At 38.7% G+C, this 18,523-nt stretch carries 18 protein-coding genes; 5 read left to right on the plus strand and 13 right to left on the minus strand.

Annotated features, from left to right (window positions below; genetic code table 11):
* Nucleotides 1–12: 12 nt before the first annotated feature.
* Nucleotides 13–885, minus strand: coding sequence for an AraC family transcriptional regulator (locus tag AC4D4A_RS06425; RefSeq protein WP_490995111.1), 873 nt, complete (start codon nucleotides 883–885; stop codon nucleotides 13–15).
* Between the two features lie 113 nt (nucleotides 886–998).
* Between AC4D4A_RS06425 and AC4D4A_RS06430 the strand changes: the two genes are divergently transcribed.
* Nucleotides 999–2,264, plus strand: coding sequence for a dicarboxylate/amino acid:cation symporter (locus AC4D4A_RS06430; RefSeq protein WP_490995207.1), 1,266 nt, complete (start codon nucleotides 999–1,001; stop codon nucleotides 2,262–2,264).
* Between the two features lie 200 nt (nucleotides 2,265–2,464).
* On the opposite strand, the gene AC4D4A_RS06435 is transcribed toward AC4D4A_RS06430, so the two are convergent.
* Entirely contained in the window at nucleotides 2,465–3,175 is a 711-nt protein-coding gene (locus tag AC4D4A_RS06435; protein WP_490995112.1) for a class I SAM-dependent methyltransferase, read from the minus strand.
* Between the two features lie 162 nt (nucleotides 3,176–3,337).
* Between AC4D4A_RS06435 and AC4D4A_RS06440 the strand changes: the two genes are divergently transcribed.
* Nucleotides 3,338–3,568 carry a hypothetical protein gene (locus tag AC4D4A_RS06440; RefSeq protein ID WP_490995113.1) on the plus strand — a complete coding sequence of 77 codons (231 nt, stop codon included), beginning with the start codon at nucleotides 3,338–3,340 and terminating at the stop codon, nucleotides 3,566–3,568.
* Between the two features lie 38 nt (nucleotides 3,569–3,606).
* Here AC4D4A_RS06440 and AC4D4A_RS06445 read toward each other — a convergent pair whose 3' ends face one another.
* The gene (locus AC4D4A_RS06445) at nucleotides 3,607–4,812 is read right to left on the minus strand and encodes a class I SAM-dependent rRNA methyltransferase (protein ID WP_490995114.1); all 1,206 of its coding nucleotides are present in this window, start codon (nucleotides 4,810–4,812) and stop codon (nucleotides 3,607–3,609) included.
* A 149-nt stretch (nucleotides 4,813–4,961) separates the two neighbouring features.
* On the opposite strand from AC4D4A_RS06445, the gene AC4D4A_RS06450 reads away from it, so the two are divergent.
* Nucleotides 4,962–5,627: a lysoplasmalogenase gene (locus tag AC4D4A_RS06450; RefSeq protein ID WP_490995115.1), complete on the plus strand. Its 666-nt coding sequence runs from the start codon at nucleotides 4,962–4,964 to the stop codon at nucleotides 5,625–5,627.
* Between the two features lie 89 nt (nucleotides 5,628–5,716).
* On the opposite strand, the gene AC4D4A_RS06455 is transcribed toward AC4D4A_RS06450, so the two are convergent.
* The 6 genes from AC4D4A_RS06455 to purU all read right to left on the minus strand — a co-directional run bounded on the left by AC4D4A_RS06455 (nucleotide 5,717) and on the right by purU (nucleotide 11,667).
* Nucleotides 5,717–6,901, minus strand: coding sequence for a NupC/NupG family nucleoside CNT transporter (locus AC4D4A_RS06455; protein ID WP_490995116.1), 1,185 nt, complete (start codon nucleotides 6,899–6,901; stop codon nucleotides 5,717–5,719).
* 187 nt (nucleotides 6,902–7,088) lie between these two features.
* A complete protein-coding gene (locus tag AC4D4A_RS06460) occupies nucleotides 7,089–7,487 on the minus strand; it encodes a cytidine deaminase (protein ID WP_490995117.1) in 399 nt (132 codons plus the stop codon).
* A 30-nt stretch (nucleotides 7,488–7,517) separates the two neighbouring features.
* Complete coding sequence (gene deoC, locus AC4D4A_RS06465; protein WP_066109538.1) at nucleotides 7,518–8,192, minus strand: deoxyribose-phosphate aldolase; 675 nt, start codon at nucleotides 8,190–8,192, stop codon at nucleotides 7,518–7,520.
* 30 nt (nucleotides 8,193–8,222) lie between these two features.
* Complete coding sequence (locus AC4D4A_RS06470; RefSeq protein ID WP_490995118.1) at nucleotides 8,223–9,524, minus strand: pyrimidine-nucleoside phosphorylase; 1,302 nt, start codon at nucleotides 9,522–9,524, stop codon at nucleotides 8,223–8,225.
* Between the two features lie 256 nt (nucleotides 9,525–9,780).
* Nucleotides 9,781–10,719 (minus strand): DNA-binding transcriptional repressor DeoR, encoded by a 939-nt coding sequence (gene deoR / locus AC4D4A_RS06475; protein WP_490995119.1) that lies wholly within the window; start codon nucleotides 10,717–10,719, stop codon nucleotides 9,781–9,783.
* A gap of 48 nt (nucleotides 10,720–10,767) precedes the next feature.
* A complete protein-coding gene (gene purU, locus AC4D4A_RS06480; protein WP_490995120.1) occupies nucleotides 10,768–11,667 on the minus strand; it encodes a formyltetrahydrofolate deformylase in 900 nt (299 codons plus the stop codon).
* Nucleotides 11,668–12,071: 404 nt separating this feature from the next.
* On the opposite strand from purU, the gene AC4D4A_RS06485 reads away from it, so the two are divergent.
* A complete protein-coding gene (locus AC4D4A_RS06485) occupies nucleotides 12,072–13,535 on the plus strand; it encodes an alpha-amylase (protein ID WP_490995121.1) in 1,464 nt (487 codons plus the stop codon).
* 109 nt (nucleotides 13,536–13,644) lie between these two features.
* On the opposite strand, the gene AC4D4A_RS06490 is transcribed toward AC4D4A_RS06485, so the two are convergent.
* Genes AC4D4A_RS06490 through AC4D4A_RS06500 form a run of 3 tightly spaced genes read right to left on the minus strand, consistent with a single transcriptional unit; the run spans nucleotide 13,645 to nucleotide 16,474 of the window.
* Nucleotides 13,645–14,427: an ABC transporter ATP-binding protein gene (locus tag AC4D4A_RS06490; RefSeq protein ID WP_490995122.1), complete on the minus strand. Its 783-nt coding sequence runs from the start codon at nucleotides 14,425–14,427 to the stop codon at nucleotides 13,645–13,647.
* A 17-nt stretch (nucleotides 14,428–14,444) separates the two neighbouring features.
* On the minus strand, nucleotides 14,445–15,449 hold the full coding sequence (locus tag AC4D4A_RS06495; RefSeq protein ID WP_490995123.1) for a FecCD family ABC transporter permease: 1,005 nt from the start codon (nucleotides 15,447–15,449) through the stop codon (nucleotides 14,445–14,447).
* A complete protein-coding gene (locus tag AC4D4A_RS06500) occupies nucleotides 15,446–16,474 on the minus strand; it encodes a FecCD family ABC transporter permease (protein ID WP_490995124.1) in 1,029 nt (342 codons plus the stop codon). Before AC4D4A_RS06500 ends, AC4D4A_RS06495 begins: the two co-directional genes overlap by 4 nt.
* Before the next feature lie 162 nt (nucleotides 16,475–16,636).
* Between AC4D4A_RS06500 and AC4D4A_RS06505 the strand changes: the two genes are divergently transcribed.
* A complete protein-coding gene (locus tag AC4D4A_RS06505; protein ID WP_490995125.1) occupies nucleotides 16,637–17,578 on the plus strand; it encodes an ABC transporter substrate-binding protein in 942 nt (313 codons plus the stop codon).
* A gap of 53 nt (nucleotides 17,579–17,631) precedes the next feature.
* On the opposite strand, the gene AC4D4A_RS06510 is transcribed toward AC4D4A_RS06505, so the two are convergent.
* Nucleotides 17,632–18,462, minus strand: coding sequence for a carbon-nitrogen family hydrolase (locus AC4D4A_RS06510; protein ID WP_490995208.1), 831 nt, complete (start codon nucleotides 18,460–18,462; stop codon nucleotides 17,632–17,634).
* Nucleotides 18,463–18,523 lie beyond the last annotated feature (61 nt).

An 18,523-nucleotide genomic window follows, 5' to 3' on the forward strand; every position in this document is an offset into this window, starting at 1 on the left:
GAATCATGATTGTTACTCATCATAATTGTTTGCTTTTAAATACTCCCTCGGTGACAGCCCAAATTCCTTTTTAAAGGCCCTTACAAAGGTTGAGTAATCATTAAAACCTGCACTTTGGGAAATATGTGTCATCGATTCTCCCTTCGAGAGCATCGATTTTGCCAGATATAATCTCTTCTGCAGGATATACTGATGTAACGTGTACCCTGTATAGGATTTAAACTTTCTCATTAAATGATACTTACTTAAATAACATTTAGAAGCTAATACAGGTACCGAGAGATCCTCATTTAAATGTTGATTAATATACGTTAGGACGTCTGTTATATTTTTATCAAAAAGGATATCCTGTGAATGTGTTGTTGCTTCATCATGGATAAAAATACGATTAAGAATAATCAGCAATTGCATTAACAGAGCTGATTTTAAAATATCGTCTCCAAAAGCAGCCTCCCGTTCAGTCTCTATTAATTCCTGAACAATGCTTTTAATTTTTTCAAGCGGCTTATCCGAAATCCGCATTAGATTAATTTCACGGCGGGCAGCCAAATTAAAACACATCAACAAATTGCTATTTTCTCTGCTATGCTTGGAAACCATAGCTGGGTCGAACCAAATGATAAAACGCTCATATTCTTCTGTTGGGTCGATAATAGGCTTATGGATTTGTCCATGCCCTATGATGAGCAAATCCCATGGCTTCAGTTTATAAGCTTTTCCTTCTATCATGTAAGTGACGTTTCCTTTAATAAAGATGATGATTTTATTAAAATCATGATAATGATATTCGAATTCATTCACAATTTGGTCCTTAATGTGAAAGACTTTTATTTCCTGATTTAGGATTCCCCTTCTCTCTGATTGCCATCTATTGAATTCATGCATGATATTCCTCCTGTTTAAGAGCACTTTTTACCATGTTTTAAGCAATATTTTCATAGAACGTGGTAAAATAGTCAAGTATGCTTAAAGTACTAATTATTTGAGAGGCAGTGAAAATAGTGAAACAAGTTTTTTTGAATTATAAAGGTTCCATCATCTTACTGCTGGCGATTGCGATTGGTGGGGTAGCGGGATATCTTATCGGTCCCGATATAGCAGTTATTAAACCATTCGGAGATTTATTTCTGAACCTATTATTCATGATTATCGTTCCGCTTGTATTTTTCAGTATCACCTCCGCTATTGCAAATATGAGTGAAATGAAGCGTCTCGGGAAAATCATGGGCAGTATTGTCATCGTATTCTTCACAACCGCTCTTATTGCGGCTGTACTCGGCTTCATCGGTACAACTTTTATGAATCCAATTGGCGATTCCGATGTATCATCCATTAAGGAATTAATGTCAAACACTGAAGTGGTTGACACAGAAGAAATTTCTTTCCTGGGCCAGTTAGTTAATACTTTTACAGTAAGTGATTTCTCAGAGCTCTTATCCAAAAATCATATATTACAATTAATCGTATTTTCCGTATTAGTTGGATTGGCTACAGCTATGGCTGGGGAAAAAGGTCGGCCTGTTGCACAATTGATGAGCTCAGCAACTGAAGTATTAATGAAGGTTGTCAAAATTATCATGTACTATGCCCCTATCGGATTAGGCTGTTATTTTGCCACAATTATTGGGGAGCTTGGGCCGCAAATTCTTGAAGGATATGCCCGTTCATTTGCTCTGTATATGATTTTAAGTATCATCTACTTCTTTGGTTTCTTTACTTTATATGCTTATATAGCAGCAGGTAAAAATGGTATCAATGTATTTTGGAAGAATGCCCTTCCTCCATCCGTAACTGCTATAGCAACATGCTCAAGCGCTGCTTGTATACCTATCAACCTGGAAGCTACTAAGAGAATCGGAGTTCCAGACGATATTGCTGAGACAGTCATTCCTCTTGGTGCCAATACACATAAAGATGGATCTGTCTTTGGAGGGGTTTTGAAGATTGTCTTCCTATTCAGCCTCTTCGGCAAAGATATGACAAGCGTATCAAGCATTTTAAGTATTCTTGCTGTTTCCTTCCTTGTTGGAGCTGTCATGGGGGCGATTCCTGGCGGCGGTATGATAGGAGAAATGCTCATTCTTTCTGTATTTGGTTTCTCACCAGAGGTGCTGCCAATTATCGCTGTAATCAGCACAATTATTGATATTCCTGCAACCTTATTGAACTCAACCGGAAACACAGTATGTGCGATGCTCGTAGCTCGTCTAGTTGAGGGTAAAAATTGGCTGCAAAACTCACTTAGTAAAACAGCTAAAGCGTAATATCTTCTTATGATTTCAGTGAATTAAAAAAACAGCAGACAAACTTCCTATGTGAAAGAAGTTTATCTGCTGTTTTTTCTATTGCTATAAGTCCCATTACTCTTATCCTTAAAAATCACATGTCATAGAAAAAGCTCCTTTACACGAAGGGGCTTATTCTATGAAACAATCTGCTTATAAACTCAGGGGCTGCTAGAACCTTATTTTTGTGCACGAATTATCCGATAGCCCATTGCTTCACGATATTGATGCAAAAACCTTTCATGCTGTTCCAGTAATTCAAATAAAGCATCGGGTATATCCTCTGATGGCTGAAATTCTGTCAGAGGCTCATGATCATCATAAAAGGAGGGCAACTTTCTAATTTGTACGTCCGCAAACCCAGCCTTTTTCATAGCATCTTTCCATCTATCCTCGTTCCACATCTGTTGAAATCCATAAAACTGTCCAATCTGTTTTTGTTCTATTTCAGAAAGAGGTCCTTGCATGGTCAGTTCTATGGCATACAAAACACCATCAGGCTTTAATACTCTTTTTAATTCTCTAAGTACTGGCACTATATCAACAAAGGATAGAACGGATTCAGCCAGACAATAATGAACATATCCCTCATCCATTGGGATGGCTTCCAATGAAGCCTCTACTGTCTGTATAGGTAATTGCAATTGCAAAAACCTGTTTTTCGCTTTCTGAATCATGAGCGGATGGGCATCGAGCGCTATGATGTTCGCATGATACGTATTATACAAATAAGCACTGGTTTGTCCCGTACCACAGCCCGCATCAAGAATGACGGTGTCTTGATTAATAGGCTCACCCTTCAGCATAATTTCTGTTGCCCTTAGCCCTCCCGGATGAGCTCCTCCAATTCCAAGCTTAGATAATAAATCCATATACGTAAATGTGGTCATCATCCACCTCTGTCAGTGTTTTACACATTGTATGCCTCTTCTTTTTTTTGGTTCTTGGCTTAGCATCGGATTTTTATTGGAATTATAGGTAAACAAACAGTCAAGTTGTCCATCTATCAATACAATACAAAGAAGACATTATTTGAAAGGGGCATCAGGTGAATGAACTATTACAACCTTTGCAATAAACATATTGGTAGAAATGTTCGCATAACTGACCGTCATAATCGTGTTCATGCCGGGACAATTACACGAGTCACTAGAAGTCATGTATGGATTAAGCCGCATGGCGGACAGTACGGCTATGGCTATTGGGGATGGGGCGGAGGCTGGGGCTATCCAGTTGGACTTGGCCTTATTACCGGCTTTGCTCTCGGAGCTTTATTTTTCTAAAAAGAAGGCCTCGTATATTCATTACGAGGCCATTTTTATTATCTTCCTAATTGGATAAACACTACTTTTAAGTAATTACCTTCTGGGTATTCATTGATTGTTCTAAAATCATCAGGCAATGAAAATTCTTCAACAATTTTATATTTCTGATGCATTTCCTTACATGCACTATCGATAAAGGATTTAAATTTATCCATTCCAAACAGACTGCAGTTTGTTGAAGCAACAATCAGACCACCTTTTTCCGTGATTGCGATTGATTCCTTCAGTAGATTTGTATAATCCTTAGCTGCACTGAAGGTAAATTTCTTCGACTTGGCAAAGCTTGGCGGGTCGAGAATAACCATATCAAACTTTAACTCTTTTCTGCGTGCATATTTAAAATACTTAAATACATCCTCTACAATGATATCCTGTGCTTCATAATCAATGCCATTTACACTGAACTGTTCGATCGTTTTCGCCCGGCTTCTATTGGCAAGATCCACACTGGTCGTCTTTTTCGCTCCACCTAATGACGCAAACACAGAAAACGCTCCCGTATAAGAAAACATATTTACAACTGTTTTTCCTTTAGCATATTGGTCCCGGATTGTTTTGCGTACATCACGCTGATCTAAGAAAACACCTACCATAGCACCATCATTTAGATTGACTGCGAAGTTTACGCCATTTTCCTTTACGATGATCGGAAACTCACCTTCTTGTCCCTCAACGAAATCATCATCTTCAATGTATTTTCCTTTTGTATCGAAGCGTTTTTTTTCATAGATTCCTTTAAAATCTGTTAATCTGCGTAAAGACTCTAAAACATATTCTTTAAATGAGTAAATCCCTTGGCTGTACCATTGAATGACAAAGTAACCATCATAAAAATCGATAATGAGACCGCCAATTCCGTCACCCTCACTATTAAATACACGGAAAGCTGTCGTATCTTCCTGTTCGAAATAGTGCGCTCGCTTATCCAGAGCCTTTCGGATTTTTTCATCAAAGAAAGCTTGGTTAATAGATTCATTTTCCTGTCTTGTTAATACCCAGCCATATCCTTTGTTCTGCTTTCCAAAATATCCTTTGGCAACAAAACGACCTGAATCATCAACAAGCTTAAGAATTTGACCTTCCTCCTGCAGTTTTTGAGGAGACACAATAGCCTCCTTTAAAATAAGCGGAAATCCATTTCTTAATTTTTTGCTATCTCTTGGTTTTACTTCACAAATTATTTCCTTATTACTTGAATTCATCTATATTTCACATACTCTCTTTTAATCTTTTCTACTTACAGTATATCGAAAACTGCCTTCCTCTCAAAACTAATACTAAGCAAAATGAAGGATTTTCCGCTTTCTCCATCAAATACTTTATGTTACATTCACAGGAAGGAGGGAATTACATGAAGGTTAAATTACTTACTCTTCTCATTTTAGCAATGAGTATTATCTATATTTTTTTCATTCCAGCTGAGCCGTTTGGAATCAAAATGCTATTCAAGCTAATACCAATGTGGTTGATTATCTACTTTGCCTATCTTCAAAAACCTGCTGAAGGACACAAAAATAAAGGGCTCATCCTTACCGGCCTGTTTTTTTGTATGCTCGGCGATGGACTGCTTCACTGGTTTATAATTGGGCTAAGCTTCTTTCTGATTGGACATCTCATTTATATTGCAGGCTTTCTAAAGAGATGGAATTTCTCTAAAATCCGCCTTTTATCCATTATCCCGCTCCTTACATTTGACCTAATCATCGGCAATAAACTTATAAATGCTCTTCAAGATGCGGGAAATGATGGGTTGATTATTCCTGTTGTTATCTATATTGGCGCTATTTCTTTTATGGCATGGGCAGCCTTCATGACCGGGAATATGTATGCGATAATCGGCAGCTTACTCTTCGTCATTTCTGACACTATATTATCATGGAATATGTTTATATCTGATGTTCCATACTCGCATTTTTTAATCATGTCAACTTATTATGCTGCTCAATACACAATAGCTTCCAGTATTAGCAAGACATCTGGTCTCACTTCTTTACGTATAAAGCAGTTAAGGGGATAATTTCTTAGTACTGTAAACTTCAAAATTTCTAAACCTATCAAAAAAAAAGCAGATTCGCACTCGAACCTGCTTTTTTCTAACTTATATGATTAGAGAACCAACCCTACAATGATACCGGATAATACGCTTACAAGCGTAGCTCCAAAGAGTAATTTTAAACCAAAACGTGCTACAACATTTCCTTGCTTTTCATGTAGACCTTTCACGGCACCGGATATAATTCCGATTGAGGAGAAGTTTGCAAAGGAAACAAGGAATACAGAGATAATTCCTAGAGTACGTTCACTAAACGTATTAGCTATTTCTGTCAGGCTGATCATTGCAACAAACTCATTAGTTACTAGTTTAGTAGCCATAATTCCACCTGCGGATACTGCTTCAGACCATGGTACACCCATTATGAAGGCAAATGGTGCAAAGATATATCCAAGTATTTGTTGGAAGGATACACCAATAGTCATATCAAACAAGGCATCTATACACGCCATTAATGCCACGAAACCAATTAGCATGGCACCTACGGTAACTGCGACTTTAAAGCCATCCATGATATATTCGCCAATCATTTCGAAAAAGGTTTGTTTTTCGCCCTCTTCTGCTACAACGAGAATATCATCTTTATCATCGACTTCATAAGGATTGATCAGTGAAGCAATAATAAATCCACCAAATAGATTGACCACTAAAGCGGTTACGACATATTTTGGATCGATCATTGTCATATATGCGCCGACAATCGACATTGAAACTGTAGACATAGCCGATGCACATAAAGTATATAAACGGTGAGGCGGTAACTGCCCTAATTGTTTTTTCACCGTTATGAATACCTCTGATTGTCCGACCATAGCTGAGGCAACTGCATTGTATGACTCAAGTTTACCCATTCCGTTCACTTTACTTAACAGAAGGCCAATTCCCTTCATAATAAAAGGAAGTATTTTGAAGTGCTGTAATATTCCGATTAATACGGATATAAAAACAATTGGCAATAGAACTGTGAGGAAAAATGGTGCTTCTCCTTCATTTGCCATTCCGCCAAATACAAATGATATCCCTGCTTCTGCAAATTCCAGTAAGTATCCAAATACAGTGGCAATCCCCTGGATTAAAACAAAGCCGAATTTAGTATTTAATAACAAAGCTGCTAATGCAATCTGAATAACAACCATTAACCCAATATATTTATATTTGATTTGTTTTCTGTTTGAACTCACTAACAAAGCCAATCCTACCACTGCAAGTAACCCGATGATTGAAATTAAATATCTCATAATTCCTCCACTAAGATGTTTAGATTGTTTTACGTACACCTTAACTAAAAAACCCATTCCACTTTACAGAATCCGGCTCCAATACTACTGTTTAGAGATTGGAGCCGAACACTGCTGTTGGTTAATGATTTAAATTATCCCGTTCAACTATTGGCCGGTGGGACCCCACCGAGGCATTAGTTTCACTTTATTTCCCCATGTCCGTCGATTTAAAAAATCCTGGCAGTAATTCTGCAATTGAAGTTTCCAACAAATCACCCTTCAAGTTGGATAGATAGACTTTTGTATTGTTATCACTAAACTCAGCTATTACTTGTCGGCAAGCTCCACATGGTGAAACCGGACCTTCCGTATCAGCAACAATAGCAATTGCCTCTACTTTTGGTTCACCTTCTGAAACAGCTTTAAATATGGCTGTGCGTTCAGCACAATTTGTCAGGCCGTATGATGCATTTTCGATATTACATCCACGGAAAACACGTCCACTTGTAGTTAAGACAGCTGCTCCCACCTTAAATTTAGAATAAGGTGTATATGCCTGTTTACGTGCTTCGATTGCTTCGTGAATTAAACTGTTTTTATCCATTAGGGAACCTCCCACATACTTCTTCTTTAATTAATAGTCTGAGTTTGCTGTTTCGCCTTTTGCAATAGAGACCCCAGAGCTTGCACCAATACGTGTAGCACCAGCTTCTGTCATTGCTTTAGCATCCTCAAGACTTCTAACGCCGCCGGAAGCTTTAACGCCAATTTCTGCTCCAACTGTTTTTCTCATTAGAGCGATGTCTTCCACTGTTGCACCGCCTGTAGAAAATCCAGTTGATGTTTTAACAAAATCTGTACCAGCAGAAACAGCCAGCTGACATGCTTTCTCAATTTCTTCTTTTGTTAATAGGCATGTTTCGATGATCACTTTTACTAATGCTTTACCTTTTGCTGCATCAACTACAGCTTTAATATCAGCCTCAACCTCGTCATAACGGCCATCCTTCATAGCACCGATATTGATTACCATATCGACTTCGTCTGCACCATTTTCGATTGCATTAGTCGTTTCAAACGCTTTTACTTCAGGTGTATTCGCTCCAAGAGGGAAACCAATTACTGTACATACTTTTACTTCCGGTGTATCTTTTAGCATTTCTGCACATTTTTTTACCCATGTTGGATTTACACATACAGATGCAAATTTATATTCCTTTGCCTCTTCAACAATTGTCGTTACTTGTTCTTCTCTAGCATCCGCTTTTAATAACGTATGGTCGATTAAAGATGTTAATTTTGTAGTCATGTCTTAATTCCTGCCTTCCAAAAACTTATATTAATGAATTTCTGTATAAATTAATGTTGGAGCTTGTACTTTTTCAGCACTGATGTTGTATGCTCCATAGATTTTTTCCAATACATTCGCGATTTCTTCTGAGTTGGAATGTACAGTTACAAGTGATTCGCCTTCCGCAACTTCATCGCCAACTTTTTTATTCAAAACAATTCCAACAGCCAAGTCAATTACAGATTCTTTCGTAGCACGGCCTGCTCCAAGCATCATGGCAGCAACACCAATTTCCTCCGCCTGAATACCAGCAACATATCCAGAAGACTTTGCAGGGACTTCAATAAGGTATTTAGCCGTTGGAAGTTTGGATGGATCATCTATCACAGATGCATCTCCGCCCTGTGAAGCAAGGAATGTTTTGAATACTTCAAGTGCTTTTCCATTATGCATAACTTCCTCAAGCATGCCACGTGCCTCTTCAGTTGTCTCAGCTTTACCAGCTAGTATAACCATATGGCTTCCCAATGTTAAGCATAGTTCATGTAAATCAGCTGGACCTTTACCTACTAACGTGTCGATAGCTTCTTTGATTTCCAATGCATTACCAACTGCAAATCCAAGTGGTTGACTCATGTCTGAAATGATAGCTTTTGTATTTCTGCCAACTCCATTCCCGATATCAACCATTGCTCTTGCCAATTCTTTTGCATCATCAAGGTTTTTCATGAATGCGCCATCGCCTGTTTTAACATCCAGGACAATAGCATCTGCTCCAGCTGCAATTTTCTTGCTCATGATGGAGCTTGCAATTAGAGGAATAGAATCTACTGTAGCTGTTACATCACGTAATGCGTATAACTTTTTGTCAGCTGGTGTTAAGTCACCACTTTGTCCAATAACAGCGATTTTATTTTTATTTACAAGATTAATAAAATCCTCATTTGAAATTTCTACATGAAATCCTGGAACAGCTTCCAGCTTATCAATGGTTCCGCCTGTATGACCCAGACCACGTCCGGACATTTTCGCAACCGGTACTCCAAGTGCCGCTACTAAAGGTGCCAACACAAGTGTAGTTGTGTCACCAACACCACCAGTGCTATGCTTGTCTACTTTTACGCCATTTATTTGTGAAAGATCAATTTGATCTCCTGATTCAACCATTAGCTCAGTTAGGTTAACTCTTTCTTCTTGAGTCATACCTTGAAAATAAATCGCCATAGCAAATGCTGACATTTGATAATCGGGTATACTTCCATTCGTAAATCCTTCAATAACAAACTGGATTTCACTTTTATTCAACTCATGACCGTTACGTTTCTTTTCAATAACGTCAACCATCCTCATGATTTTACACCTCATTTTTGAATTATCGTAAAATAGCCACCATTACTTGGAATAACCATGTAAGTGAAAATATTGGTAGCACTTACAAAACTAACTATACCATATTAATTGAACAAAAGTAACATTAAAGTATGAACAAATGTAAAACATTTTGTAGGCGTATCCTTATTGACCCCTTTATCCAATTTTTAACACCAAAAACCCCCTATTAGGATAAACAGGAGGTTAGAACCATATTCATATATAGTTGATATATTTATTTATCCAAAATAAACCTTGCCGTATATTGATCGGTGATTAATACATTGGCGAATTGCCCCTTTAGAGCCGCATGAATAGAATCTACCTTTTGGATGCCACCGGCAACCAATATTGAATATTCTTTTACCTTCAGCTCCTCGAGTTCGATTCCCAATGTACGTTGGTTCAATGAGTTGTTACATATATTCCCTTTTGAGTCAAAAAAGCGTGAGCAAATATCACCCACAGCCTTGGAATAAAGCATCTCCAAGTCTTCTTCCGTAAAATACCCAAGTTTAAAGAGCAGTGACTCTGGTTTAACCGGCCCACACGTGAATAATGCAATATTGGCCTCTTTTCCAGTATCAATGATGCCTTTAATATGTCTATCTGCCATCATTGCTTGTTTAACAACTACCTGATCGACGATCGCCGGTAAAGGTAAATGAAATGGTGTAGTATGGAAAGCCTTCCCGAATAAATAAAGAATTTCCGATACATACGTATGCGTCTCGGAATGGCTGATTCCACCTTTAAGCTGCACAATCTTCACATTATTTACTGCCTTTTTCTTCAACTCCACTGCTACATGATAGATAGTCGTTCCCCACGTTACTCCTATGATGTCCTCATCCTTGACGATTGTATCAAGATATTCTGCAGCCTTTAATCCGATGGAAGTTTTAATAATGTGATCCTCATATTGCGGTACAGGTGTTACTACTACCTTTTTCAACTTATATTTTTCCTTAAGTTTAACCTCTAGATTCTCCAAATTTTCTTCCATATCATCTATTTTAATTTGGACAATCCCTTCTCTTTTAGCCGTTTGCAGCATACGTGAAACTGTAGGCCTTGAAACACCGAGTTTTTTTGCAATTTCATTCTGTGTATAATCCAGTAAATAATAAAGTTTAGCTGCTTCTATCACTTTACTTTTTTTATCCGCTTCCATTTTGGTCCCCTAGTTTTCCACTAATTTTCACTCATTTATATGATTAGCCTAAAAAACAATTGTTTTATTCCCCTGAACAATAATCCTATCCTGCAAGTGCCATTTCACAGCCTTGCCTAGCACATTTCTTTCAATAGATTGTCCTATTTTCTTCAATTGCTGGACATTATCCTGATGATTAACCCGCATAATATCCTGTTCAATGATGGGTCCTTCATCCAAATCATCCGTTACATAATGACTGGTTGCTCCAATCAATTTAACCCCACGAGCAAACGCTCTTTCATACGGCCGTGCTCCCATAAACGCCGGCAGAAAGGAGTGATGAATATTAATGATTTTATTCTTATACATTTCAACAAAGCTTGGCGAAAGAATTTGCATATAGCGCGCTAACACGATCAAATCGATTTGATGTTTATCGAGTAGTTCCTTCTGCTTTTTCTCCGCATCATCCTTTGTTTCCTTTGACACAGGTATGTAGTAATAAGGGATGTGCAGCGATTCTACCAGCTCTTTAGCAGCCAGATGGTTACTGATTACGATTGGAATCTCTGTCAATAAATCCCCTGATTGCCACTCCCATAGCAGCTCTCTTAAACAATGAAGCTCCTTTGAAACAAATATGGCCGTTTTCTTTATGTGATAGTTAAAAACTATATCCCACTTCATCTTAAACTTATTCGCTATTGAAAGAAATTCTTCTTTTAGTTTCTTCTCGTTTTTAGCCAGATCAGGACATTCGAATTCAATCCTCATAAAAAATGTACCGCCATTACTGTCTGTTGAATATTGATTTGATTCCAGGATGTTAGCGCCTTGTTTAAACAAGACATCAGATACAGCTGCCACAATTCCTTTTTTATCCGGACAGCTAATTAGCAAGCGCCCTTTATCTCGCTGACTCTCTTTATACAGATTTACATGCTTTTCAGCGATTGTTTCCATTCCCTCACCATCCTGATCTGTCACAGATATATATTTTTCTGCTTACATTTCTTACATTTTATCACAAATATTCCATCCTACCTGTTGATATATTTTTATACGAATAAATTAGTTATTTCGGTAAAAAGGCAAGATGAAGCGCTTCCTTACCATATCGTTATAATCGCTGATTTACCAGCATTATAATTTTATTCACTAACTTACTATATTTCACCATGTGAATGTTAATTCTTTATACATTTTGTCTATTTTTTTATTCCATCTTAAGAGATGCACTTCTCAAAACAAATACAATTTTTAATTATATTTTCATTTCATGTTTCTAAAGGTATGCCTTGTGGGTAAATAGGTAAATATTGTTTTATTAGCTGAAGCTGCTAATAGAGAAATGCGAGGTGGTACAAATGGGGCATAATCATACAATGATGCAATTTTTTGAGTGGCATATTTTACCTGATGGTACTCATTGGAAACGGTTGAAGGAATTAGCGCCAGTATTAAAAAACTGCGGAATAGATTCTGTTTGGATCCCACCCCCAACGAAAGGACAAACACCTGAAGATACAGGTTATGGTATATATGATTTATATGATTTAGGGGAATTTGATCAAAACGGCTCTGTACGCACGAAATATGGTACGAAGGATGAGTTGATAGAAGCAATTGAAGCATGCAAAGAGAATGATATTTGTGTGTATGCAGACATCGTTATGAACCATAAAGCAGGTGCAGATGAAACAGAGAGATTTAAAGTTGTAGAAGTTGATCAGAACGATCGTACACAAGAGATTTCGGAACCATTTGATATTGATGGCTGGACGAAGTTCACGTTTCCTGGACGCGGCAATACATATTCTGATTTCAAATGGAATATGGAGCATTTCAATGGAACTGATTATGATGAAGGAACCATTCGAACAGGTGTATTTAAAATTCTCGGTGAACATAAAGGCTGGAATGAACATGTTGATAAAGAATTTGGAAACTATGACTATTTAATGTTTGCCAATATTGATTATCGCCATCCAGATGTACGAAATGAAATGAAAAATTGGGGAAGATGGCTCGCTGAAACAATTAAATGTGAGGGATATCGCTTAGATGCCGTTAAGCATATTGATTATACCTTTATTAAGGAATTTGCCATTGAAATGAGAGAAGCTCACGGTGATGACTTTTATATGGTAGGAGAATACTGGAATCCCGATTTACAGGCATGCCAGGAGTATTTAGAAAAAGTTGATCATACACTTGATTTATTTGATGTGCCTCTCCACTATAAATTACATCAAGCTTCTCAAATGGGACGAGGTTTTGACCTTACAACCATTTTTCATAATACTCTAGTAGAATCTAATCCATTAAATGCCGTTACCTTTGTAGACAACCATGACTCACAGCCGGAAGAATCTCTGGAATCATGGATCGAAGATTGGTTTAAACCGTCTGCTTATGCACTCATCTTACTTCGCCATGACGGTTACCCGTGTGTTTTTTACGGGGATTATTATGGCGTTGGCGGCGAAAACCCAGTTGGGCGGAAAAACAAACTGATTGATCCGCTTCTTTATGCCAGGGTCCATAAAGCCTATGGAGAACAGGTCGATTACTTTGACCATCCAAATACTATTGGTTGGGTAAGATTAGGAACGGAAGAAAAGGAGAACTCTGGCTGCGCTGTTGTTATTTCAAACGGTGACGAGGGCGAAAAAAGAATGTATGTAGGAGCTGAACGAGCCGGGGAATTATGGACTGATTGTACAGGCAACCGACCAGATAAGATTGAGATTGACGAGGAAGGCTGGGCAACATTCCATGTAAATGGTGGCAGTGTTTCTGTGTGGACCAAGCCTGACCCAGAAGAATAAAAAGCTTAAGCTAGAGTAGCATCCAGAATTTATATAAACAGGGGGCTTATGAGTGATGAAACACTGTTTACTGCAGTGTTTCATCACTCATAGCCCCTCATATTTTTCATCATTTCACTAAATCATACGATATGATTGCCGGTTTACCGGTTCTGGGATCCTCTACAATAGAAGCATCAATCTGAAACACTTCTTTTAATACTTCCGCACTCATAACTTCATTAGAACTCCCCTGTAAAATTAACTGCCCCTTTTTAATGGCAACCAATTCATCTGCAAACCGGCTAGCATGATTCAAATCATGGATTACCATCACAATGGTTCGGCCATCCTCGTGATTCAGTTTTTTTAAAAGCTCAAGAACCTCCAACTGATGTGCCATATCCAAATACGTGGTTGGCTCATCCAGTAACAATAACCCCGTCTCCTGGGCAATTGCCATTGCAATCCACGCACGCTGACGTTGCCCGCCAGATAAGGAGTCCACTGCATGATCTTTAAAATCGCTTAATCCGGTAACACGAATCGACCAATCGACCATTTCTCTGTCATGTTCAGTTAAGCGTGAGAAACCGCCCTGATATGGAGTTCTTCCATAAGAGACCAAGTCGGCTACAGATAGACCGTTAGGAGCCTCCGGTGACTGGGGCAGGATGGCCATTTTTCTGGCAATTTCCTTTGTAGGTGTATTCTTAATATCTTTTCCATCTAAAATAACTGATCCATACATAGCAGGATGTAATCTTGCCATTGTCTTCAAAATGGTCGATTTCCCACAGCCATTTGGACCAATAATGGCTGTAATCGCTCCTTTTTTTATATCTAAATTCAGTGAAGGAACAATTACATTCCCGTCGTAGCCTATTTTTAAATTCCGAGCTGACAAATCCAAAAGGTTTACCCCTCCCCCTACTTTGATTTCATTAAAAGATAAATAAAATATGGAGCACTGATAATAGAAACAATCATCCCTGAAGGAATATCAACACGGAACATATTTTTACCCAGCATATCTGCCAACAGTAAAATAAAGGCTCCAATCATAGCTGAGGCTGGTAAAAATGCCCCATGTTTAGGGCCAACAAGCTTCCTTGCAATATGGGGTGCTATTAGTCCAAGAAAAGCGATCCCCCCACCAACTGTCACCCCTAACCCAGCCAATGCAACGGCCGCTCCAATTAAAACTAAGCGCTCTTTTTCTGTACGAATCCCCAGTCCTGTCGATACAAGACTCCCAAGATTCAATATATTTAGTGTGTGTGATTTATATAAAATAAATGGGATTAAGATTAAAAACCACGGCAGCAAGGCCCACACATATTTCCACTGAGTAGCCCAAAGATCTCCGGATAACCAGACCATCGCTTTCATGAAATCATGCGGATTCAATCTGAGCTGCATGGCGGTTAAGACAGCTGCAAATCCAGCATTAATGCCGATTCCAACTAAAAGAAGGCGAATCGTGTGCAGCCCTTTCTTCCAAGATAATGCTAATATCAATACGGCCGTAAGCATGGCTCCGGCAAATGCAAATAAAGGCATCATAAATGTGCCTATCTGGCTCTGTCTGCCAAGCGTAGATTGAAATACAGTGATATAAATTAATACAGCAAGACCAGCTCCGGCATTAATTCCTAAAATCCCGGGCTCCGCTAATTCATTCTGAGTAACTGTTTGCAATACCGCTCCCGATATAGCCATTCCTGCTCCTACCAAAATAGCCAGTAAGATAGCCGGCAACCGGATCTCAAATAAAACAAGCTCCTGCTTAGCTGTACCGTTTCCTAATAACGTTTGCCACACCTCTGCTGGTGAAATACTGACTTTTCCTACATTCAGGCTGATTAAACTGACCACAACAATTAGTATGAACAGAGCAATCCATACTTTTGGCAAAGTAGCGATCTTCTTCAAAACAATTGCCTCCCTTCACTGCGAACAAGGTACAGGAAGAAAGGAACTCCAATAAGTGCCGTCATAACACCAACAGGAGTTTCATATGGAGGATTAATCACTCTTGAAGCGACATCGGCCAACAATAACAAGGCACTTCCAAGAACAGCTGCGAGAGGCAATAACCTTCTATAATCAGTTCCAATCAGCATCCTGGTTATATGCGGAATAACAAGACCAATAAATCCAATCGTCCCAGAGACCGCAACCGAGCTGCCAGTCAGTAATAAAATAACGATAATTCCTAAATCTCGGACTAGCTTGATATTAACCCCAAGCCCCTTCGTTACATCCGTACCAAGCGATAATAACGTAAGCGAATGTGCAATACTAAGTAAAATAGGTAATCCTATTAAGCCAACTACTGCTATTATTTTCACCTCAACCCAATGACTATTCGCCAAGTCACCTGCATACCAGAAGCTAATATTTTTCGTGACATCAAAATATAAAGCCATGCTGGTTGTCAAAGAGCTTAAAAACATCCCGGTTGCCATACCCGCCAAAGCCAATTTAACCGGTGTTGCCCCTCCTCTGGATAAGGCAGATAAAGAAAATACCAATAAGACCGCCAATCCTGCTCCAATCATGGAGGCAATAATAGAACCCATTATGGATAATCCAGAGAAAACCGTTAATGATAAAACTAAGGCAAATGCAGCCCCATTGGATACTCCCAAAAGAGATGGTTCAGCAAGTGGATTTCTAGTCAATGCCTGCATAACAGCACCAGAAATAGCTAAGTATGCACCAACAAAACTTGCCATCAGTGCCCTAGGCAATCTGATTTCCCAAATAATCTGATGTGTCACATTATCAGGATTTCTATGAAACAAAGCCTCCCATACTGTTGAAAGGTCTAACATTTTTGTTCCAATTATTAATGAAGCAATAAAAATAACTAGTAGTAATAAAAGAGATAGCGGGAGGACTATTCGAATCCGTTCCCTGCGAGATGGAATATTCCTATCCTCGTTCTTCTGCACGTACGTTCAGTCCTTCAAAATTATAATATGTAGTCCAAAGGAATCCACATTTCTAGTGTTACCTTAAAATGAATAGGTATGAATTTCCTTTGACCCTTCAAATGAGAATGATTATCATTAATAGTAACGAATTTATTTTACATACTAAAGGAGGATATAGCAATGGTAATAAATAATAAATACACACGTCTTCTGGTATTAATGCTGTGTGCAGTATTATTGCTTGCGGCCTGTGGCTCAAATGACAATGATACTTCTAACAAGAAGCAGTCTGACAAGAAGGTTACAGATGCAATCGGTGAAATGAGCTTCCCAAAGGATCCTAAAAAAATACTGGCACCAAATTTAGAGGATTATTTAGTCACTTTGGGCATTAAACCTGCTGCTCAATGGTCAATTGGTACAACTGTTCATAATTATTTACAGGATGAACTTAAGGATGTTCCTTTGATTTCATGGGATATGCCGATTGAAGATGTAATCGAAGCGGAACCAGACTTAATTATGTTCGAATCTGAAGCTGCTATTCAGGAAGGCCAGTATGAGGAATATAAAAAAGTAGCTCCAACCTATGTATTTAAGGAAGAAGATGCGGCTGACTGGAGAACTTTACTGACAAAAATGGGCGAGTTGTTCGGTAAAGAAGATCAGGCAAAAGAAGCAATTCAAGACTATGAGGATAAGGCTGCGGAAGCTAAAACAGCAGTTAAAGAAAAAATCGGAGATGAGTCTGCCGCCCTGATTTGGGTAACAGGTGGTCAGTACTTTGTTTTCGAGGGTGATCGTTACGCTTCAAATGTACTCTATAATGATTTAGGAATTAAGATGCCAACTTATATTAGTAACCTTGGTGAAGCACAGGCAACATGGCAGGGTACTTCACTTGAGGCACTAGCAGATTTGGATGCAGACCACCTCTTTATTGCTGCAGCTAGCGGAGAACCAGGAATGGAAACATTGGAAAACAGCTCTATTTATAAGTCCATTCCGGCTGTCCAAAAAGGAAATGTTTATACATTTGAAGATTCCAGCAACTGGACAACCAATGCTAAAACGGCCAATGATAAAACAATCGATTTAGTGCTAGATTCCTTAACTAAATAATAAACAAAGGGGGCTCTTTTTAAGAAGCCTCCTTTTTATTGTATGTTTGATCCTTACTTTCCTCTATTATATAAATCCTCTCTTCGGTCCTCAAAAACGGAGATGCGCGTTCGTACCTGATCGACTTCCTGTATGTTTAAATCCGCATAAAGGATAGACTCTACTGTAGAACCAATTGCAATTGTTTCGCCCCATGGATTGATGACCATGGAAATCCCACCGAATGTATTATTAGGATCATTTCCGACTCGGTTGACAGCTATAATGAAAAGCTGGTTTTCTATGGCTCTTGCCTTCAAGAGCGTTACCCAATGATCTACTCTTGCTTCCGGCCATTCTGCCACTACGAATATAATCTTTGCTCCCGCCAAAGCATGTTTTCTTACCCATTCGGGAAAGCGGATATCGTAGCAAATCAAGCCCCCGCTCAAGTTTCCATCCATCTTAAATAAATTCTCTTTTTGTCCCGCTATAAGATATTGATGTTCATCCATTACGTTAAAGAGATGAACTTTATCATACTCAGATATGACCTCTCCAAAGCGGTTGAATACATACATTCTATTAAAATACCCTTTGAAGGTTTTCACAGATACAGAGCCGCCAACAATATTAACATTGTACTTTAAGGCCAGTGAGGAAAGCAGCTTAATCGTTTCCTTTCCTTCAAAATCAGCAAGTTCCCCCAGCTGTTGCAGTGCATAGCCTGTATTCCACATTTCAGGCAGCACAATACAATCCGCACCATTCTCAGCCGCCTCAGTGATAGACTCTGTTACATGCTTAAAATTTTCTATTGGCTTTCCATACTCGATATCCATTTGTACACAGGCGATTTTCAGGTGGCTTCCCCCTCTCTCTTCTATTAAATAGGTTATTTCAATACATGGCTGATAGCAACTTTGATGCTATCTGTTTACCAAATATGTAATAAAAACGGAATCG

Source organism: Pradoshia sp. Z5_111 (assembly GCF_058267535.1).

Excerpts from the sequence above, each read along its gene's own strand:
- AC4D4A_RS06425 (WP_490995111.1), bottom strand. The coding sequence starts at position 885 with ATGCATGAATTCAATAGATGGCAATCAGAGAGAAGGGGAATCCTAAAT.
- AC4D4A_RS06435 (WP_490995112.1), bottom strand. The coding sequence starts at position 3,175 with ATGACCACATTTACGTATATGGATTTATTATCTAAGCTTGGAATTGGA.
- AC4D4A_RS06440 (WP_490995113.1), top strand. The coding sequence starts at position 3,338 with ATGAACTATTACAACCTTTGCAATAAACATATTGGTAGAAATGTTCGC.
- AC4D4A_RS06445 (WP_490995114.1), bottom strand. The coding sequence starts at position 4,812 with ATGAATTCAAGTAATAAGGAAATAATTTGTGAAGTAAAACCAAGAGAT.
- AC4D4A_RS06450 (WP_490995115.1), top strand. The coding sequence starts at position 4,962 with ATGAAGGTTAAATTACTTACTCTTCTCATTTTAGCAATGAGTATTATC.
- AC4D4A_RS06455 (WP_490995116.1), bottom strand. The coding sequence starts at position 6,901 with ATGAGATATTTAATTTCAATCATCGGGTTACTTGCAGTGGTAGGATTG.
- AC4D4A_RS06460 (WP_490995117.1), bottom strand. The coding sequence starts at position 7,487 with ATGGATAAAAACAGTTTAATTCACGAAGCAATCGAAGCACGTAAACAG.
- deoC (WP_066109538.1), bottom strand. The coding sequence starts at position 8,192 with ATGACTACAAAATTAACATCTTTAATCGACCATACGTTATTAAAAGCG.
- AC4D4A_RS06470 (WP_490995118.1), bottom strand. The coding sequence starts at position 9,524 with ATGAGGATGGTTGACGTTATTGAAAAGAAACGTAACGGTCATGAGTTG.
- deoR (WP_490995119.1), bottom strand. The coding sequence starts at position 10,719 with ATGGAAGCGGATAAAAAAAGTAAAGTGATAGAAGCAGCTAAACTTTAT.
- purU (WP_490995120.1), bottom strand. The coding sequence starts at position 11,667 with ATGGAAACAATCGCTGAAAAGCATGTAAATCTGTATAAAGAGAGTCAG.
- AC4D4A_RS06485 (WP_490995121.1), top strand. The coding sequence starts at position 12,072 with ATGGGGCATAATCATACAATGATGCAATTTTTTGAGTGGCATATTTTA.
- AC4D4A_RS06505 (WP_490995125.1), top strand. The coding sequence starts at position 16,637 with ATGGTAATAAATAATAAATACACACGTCTTCTGGTATTAATGCTGTGT.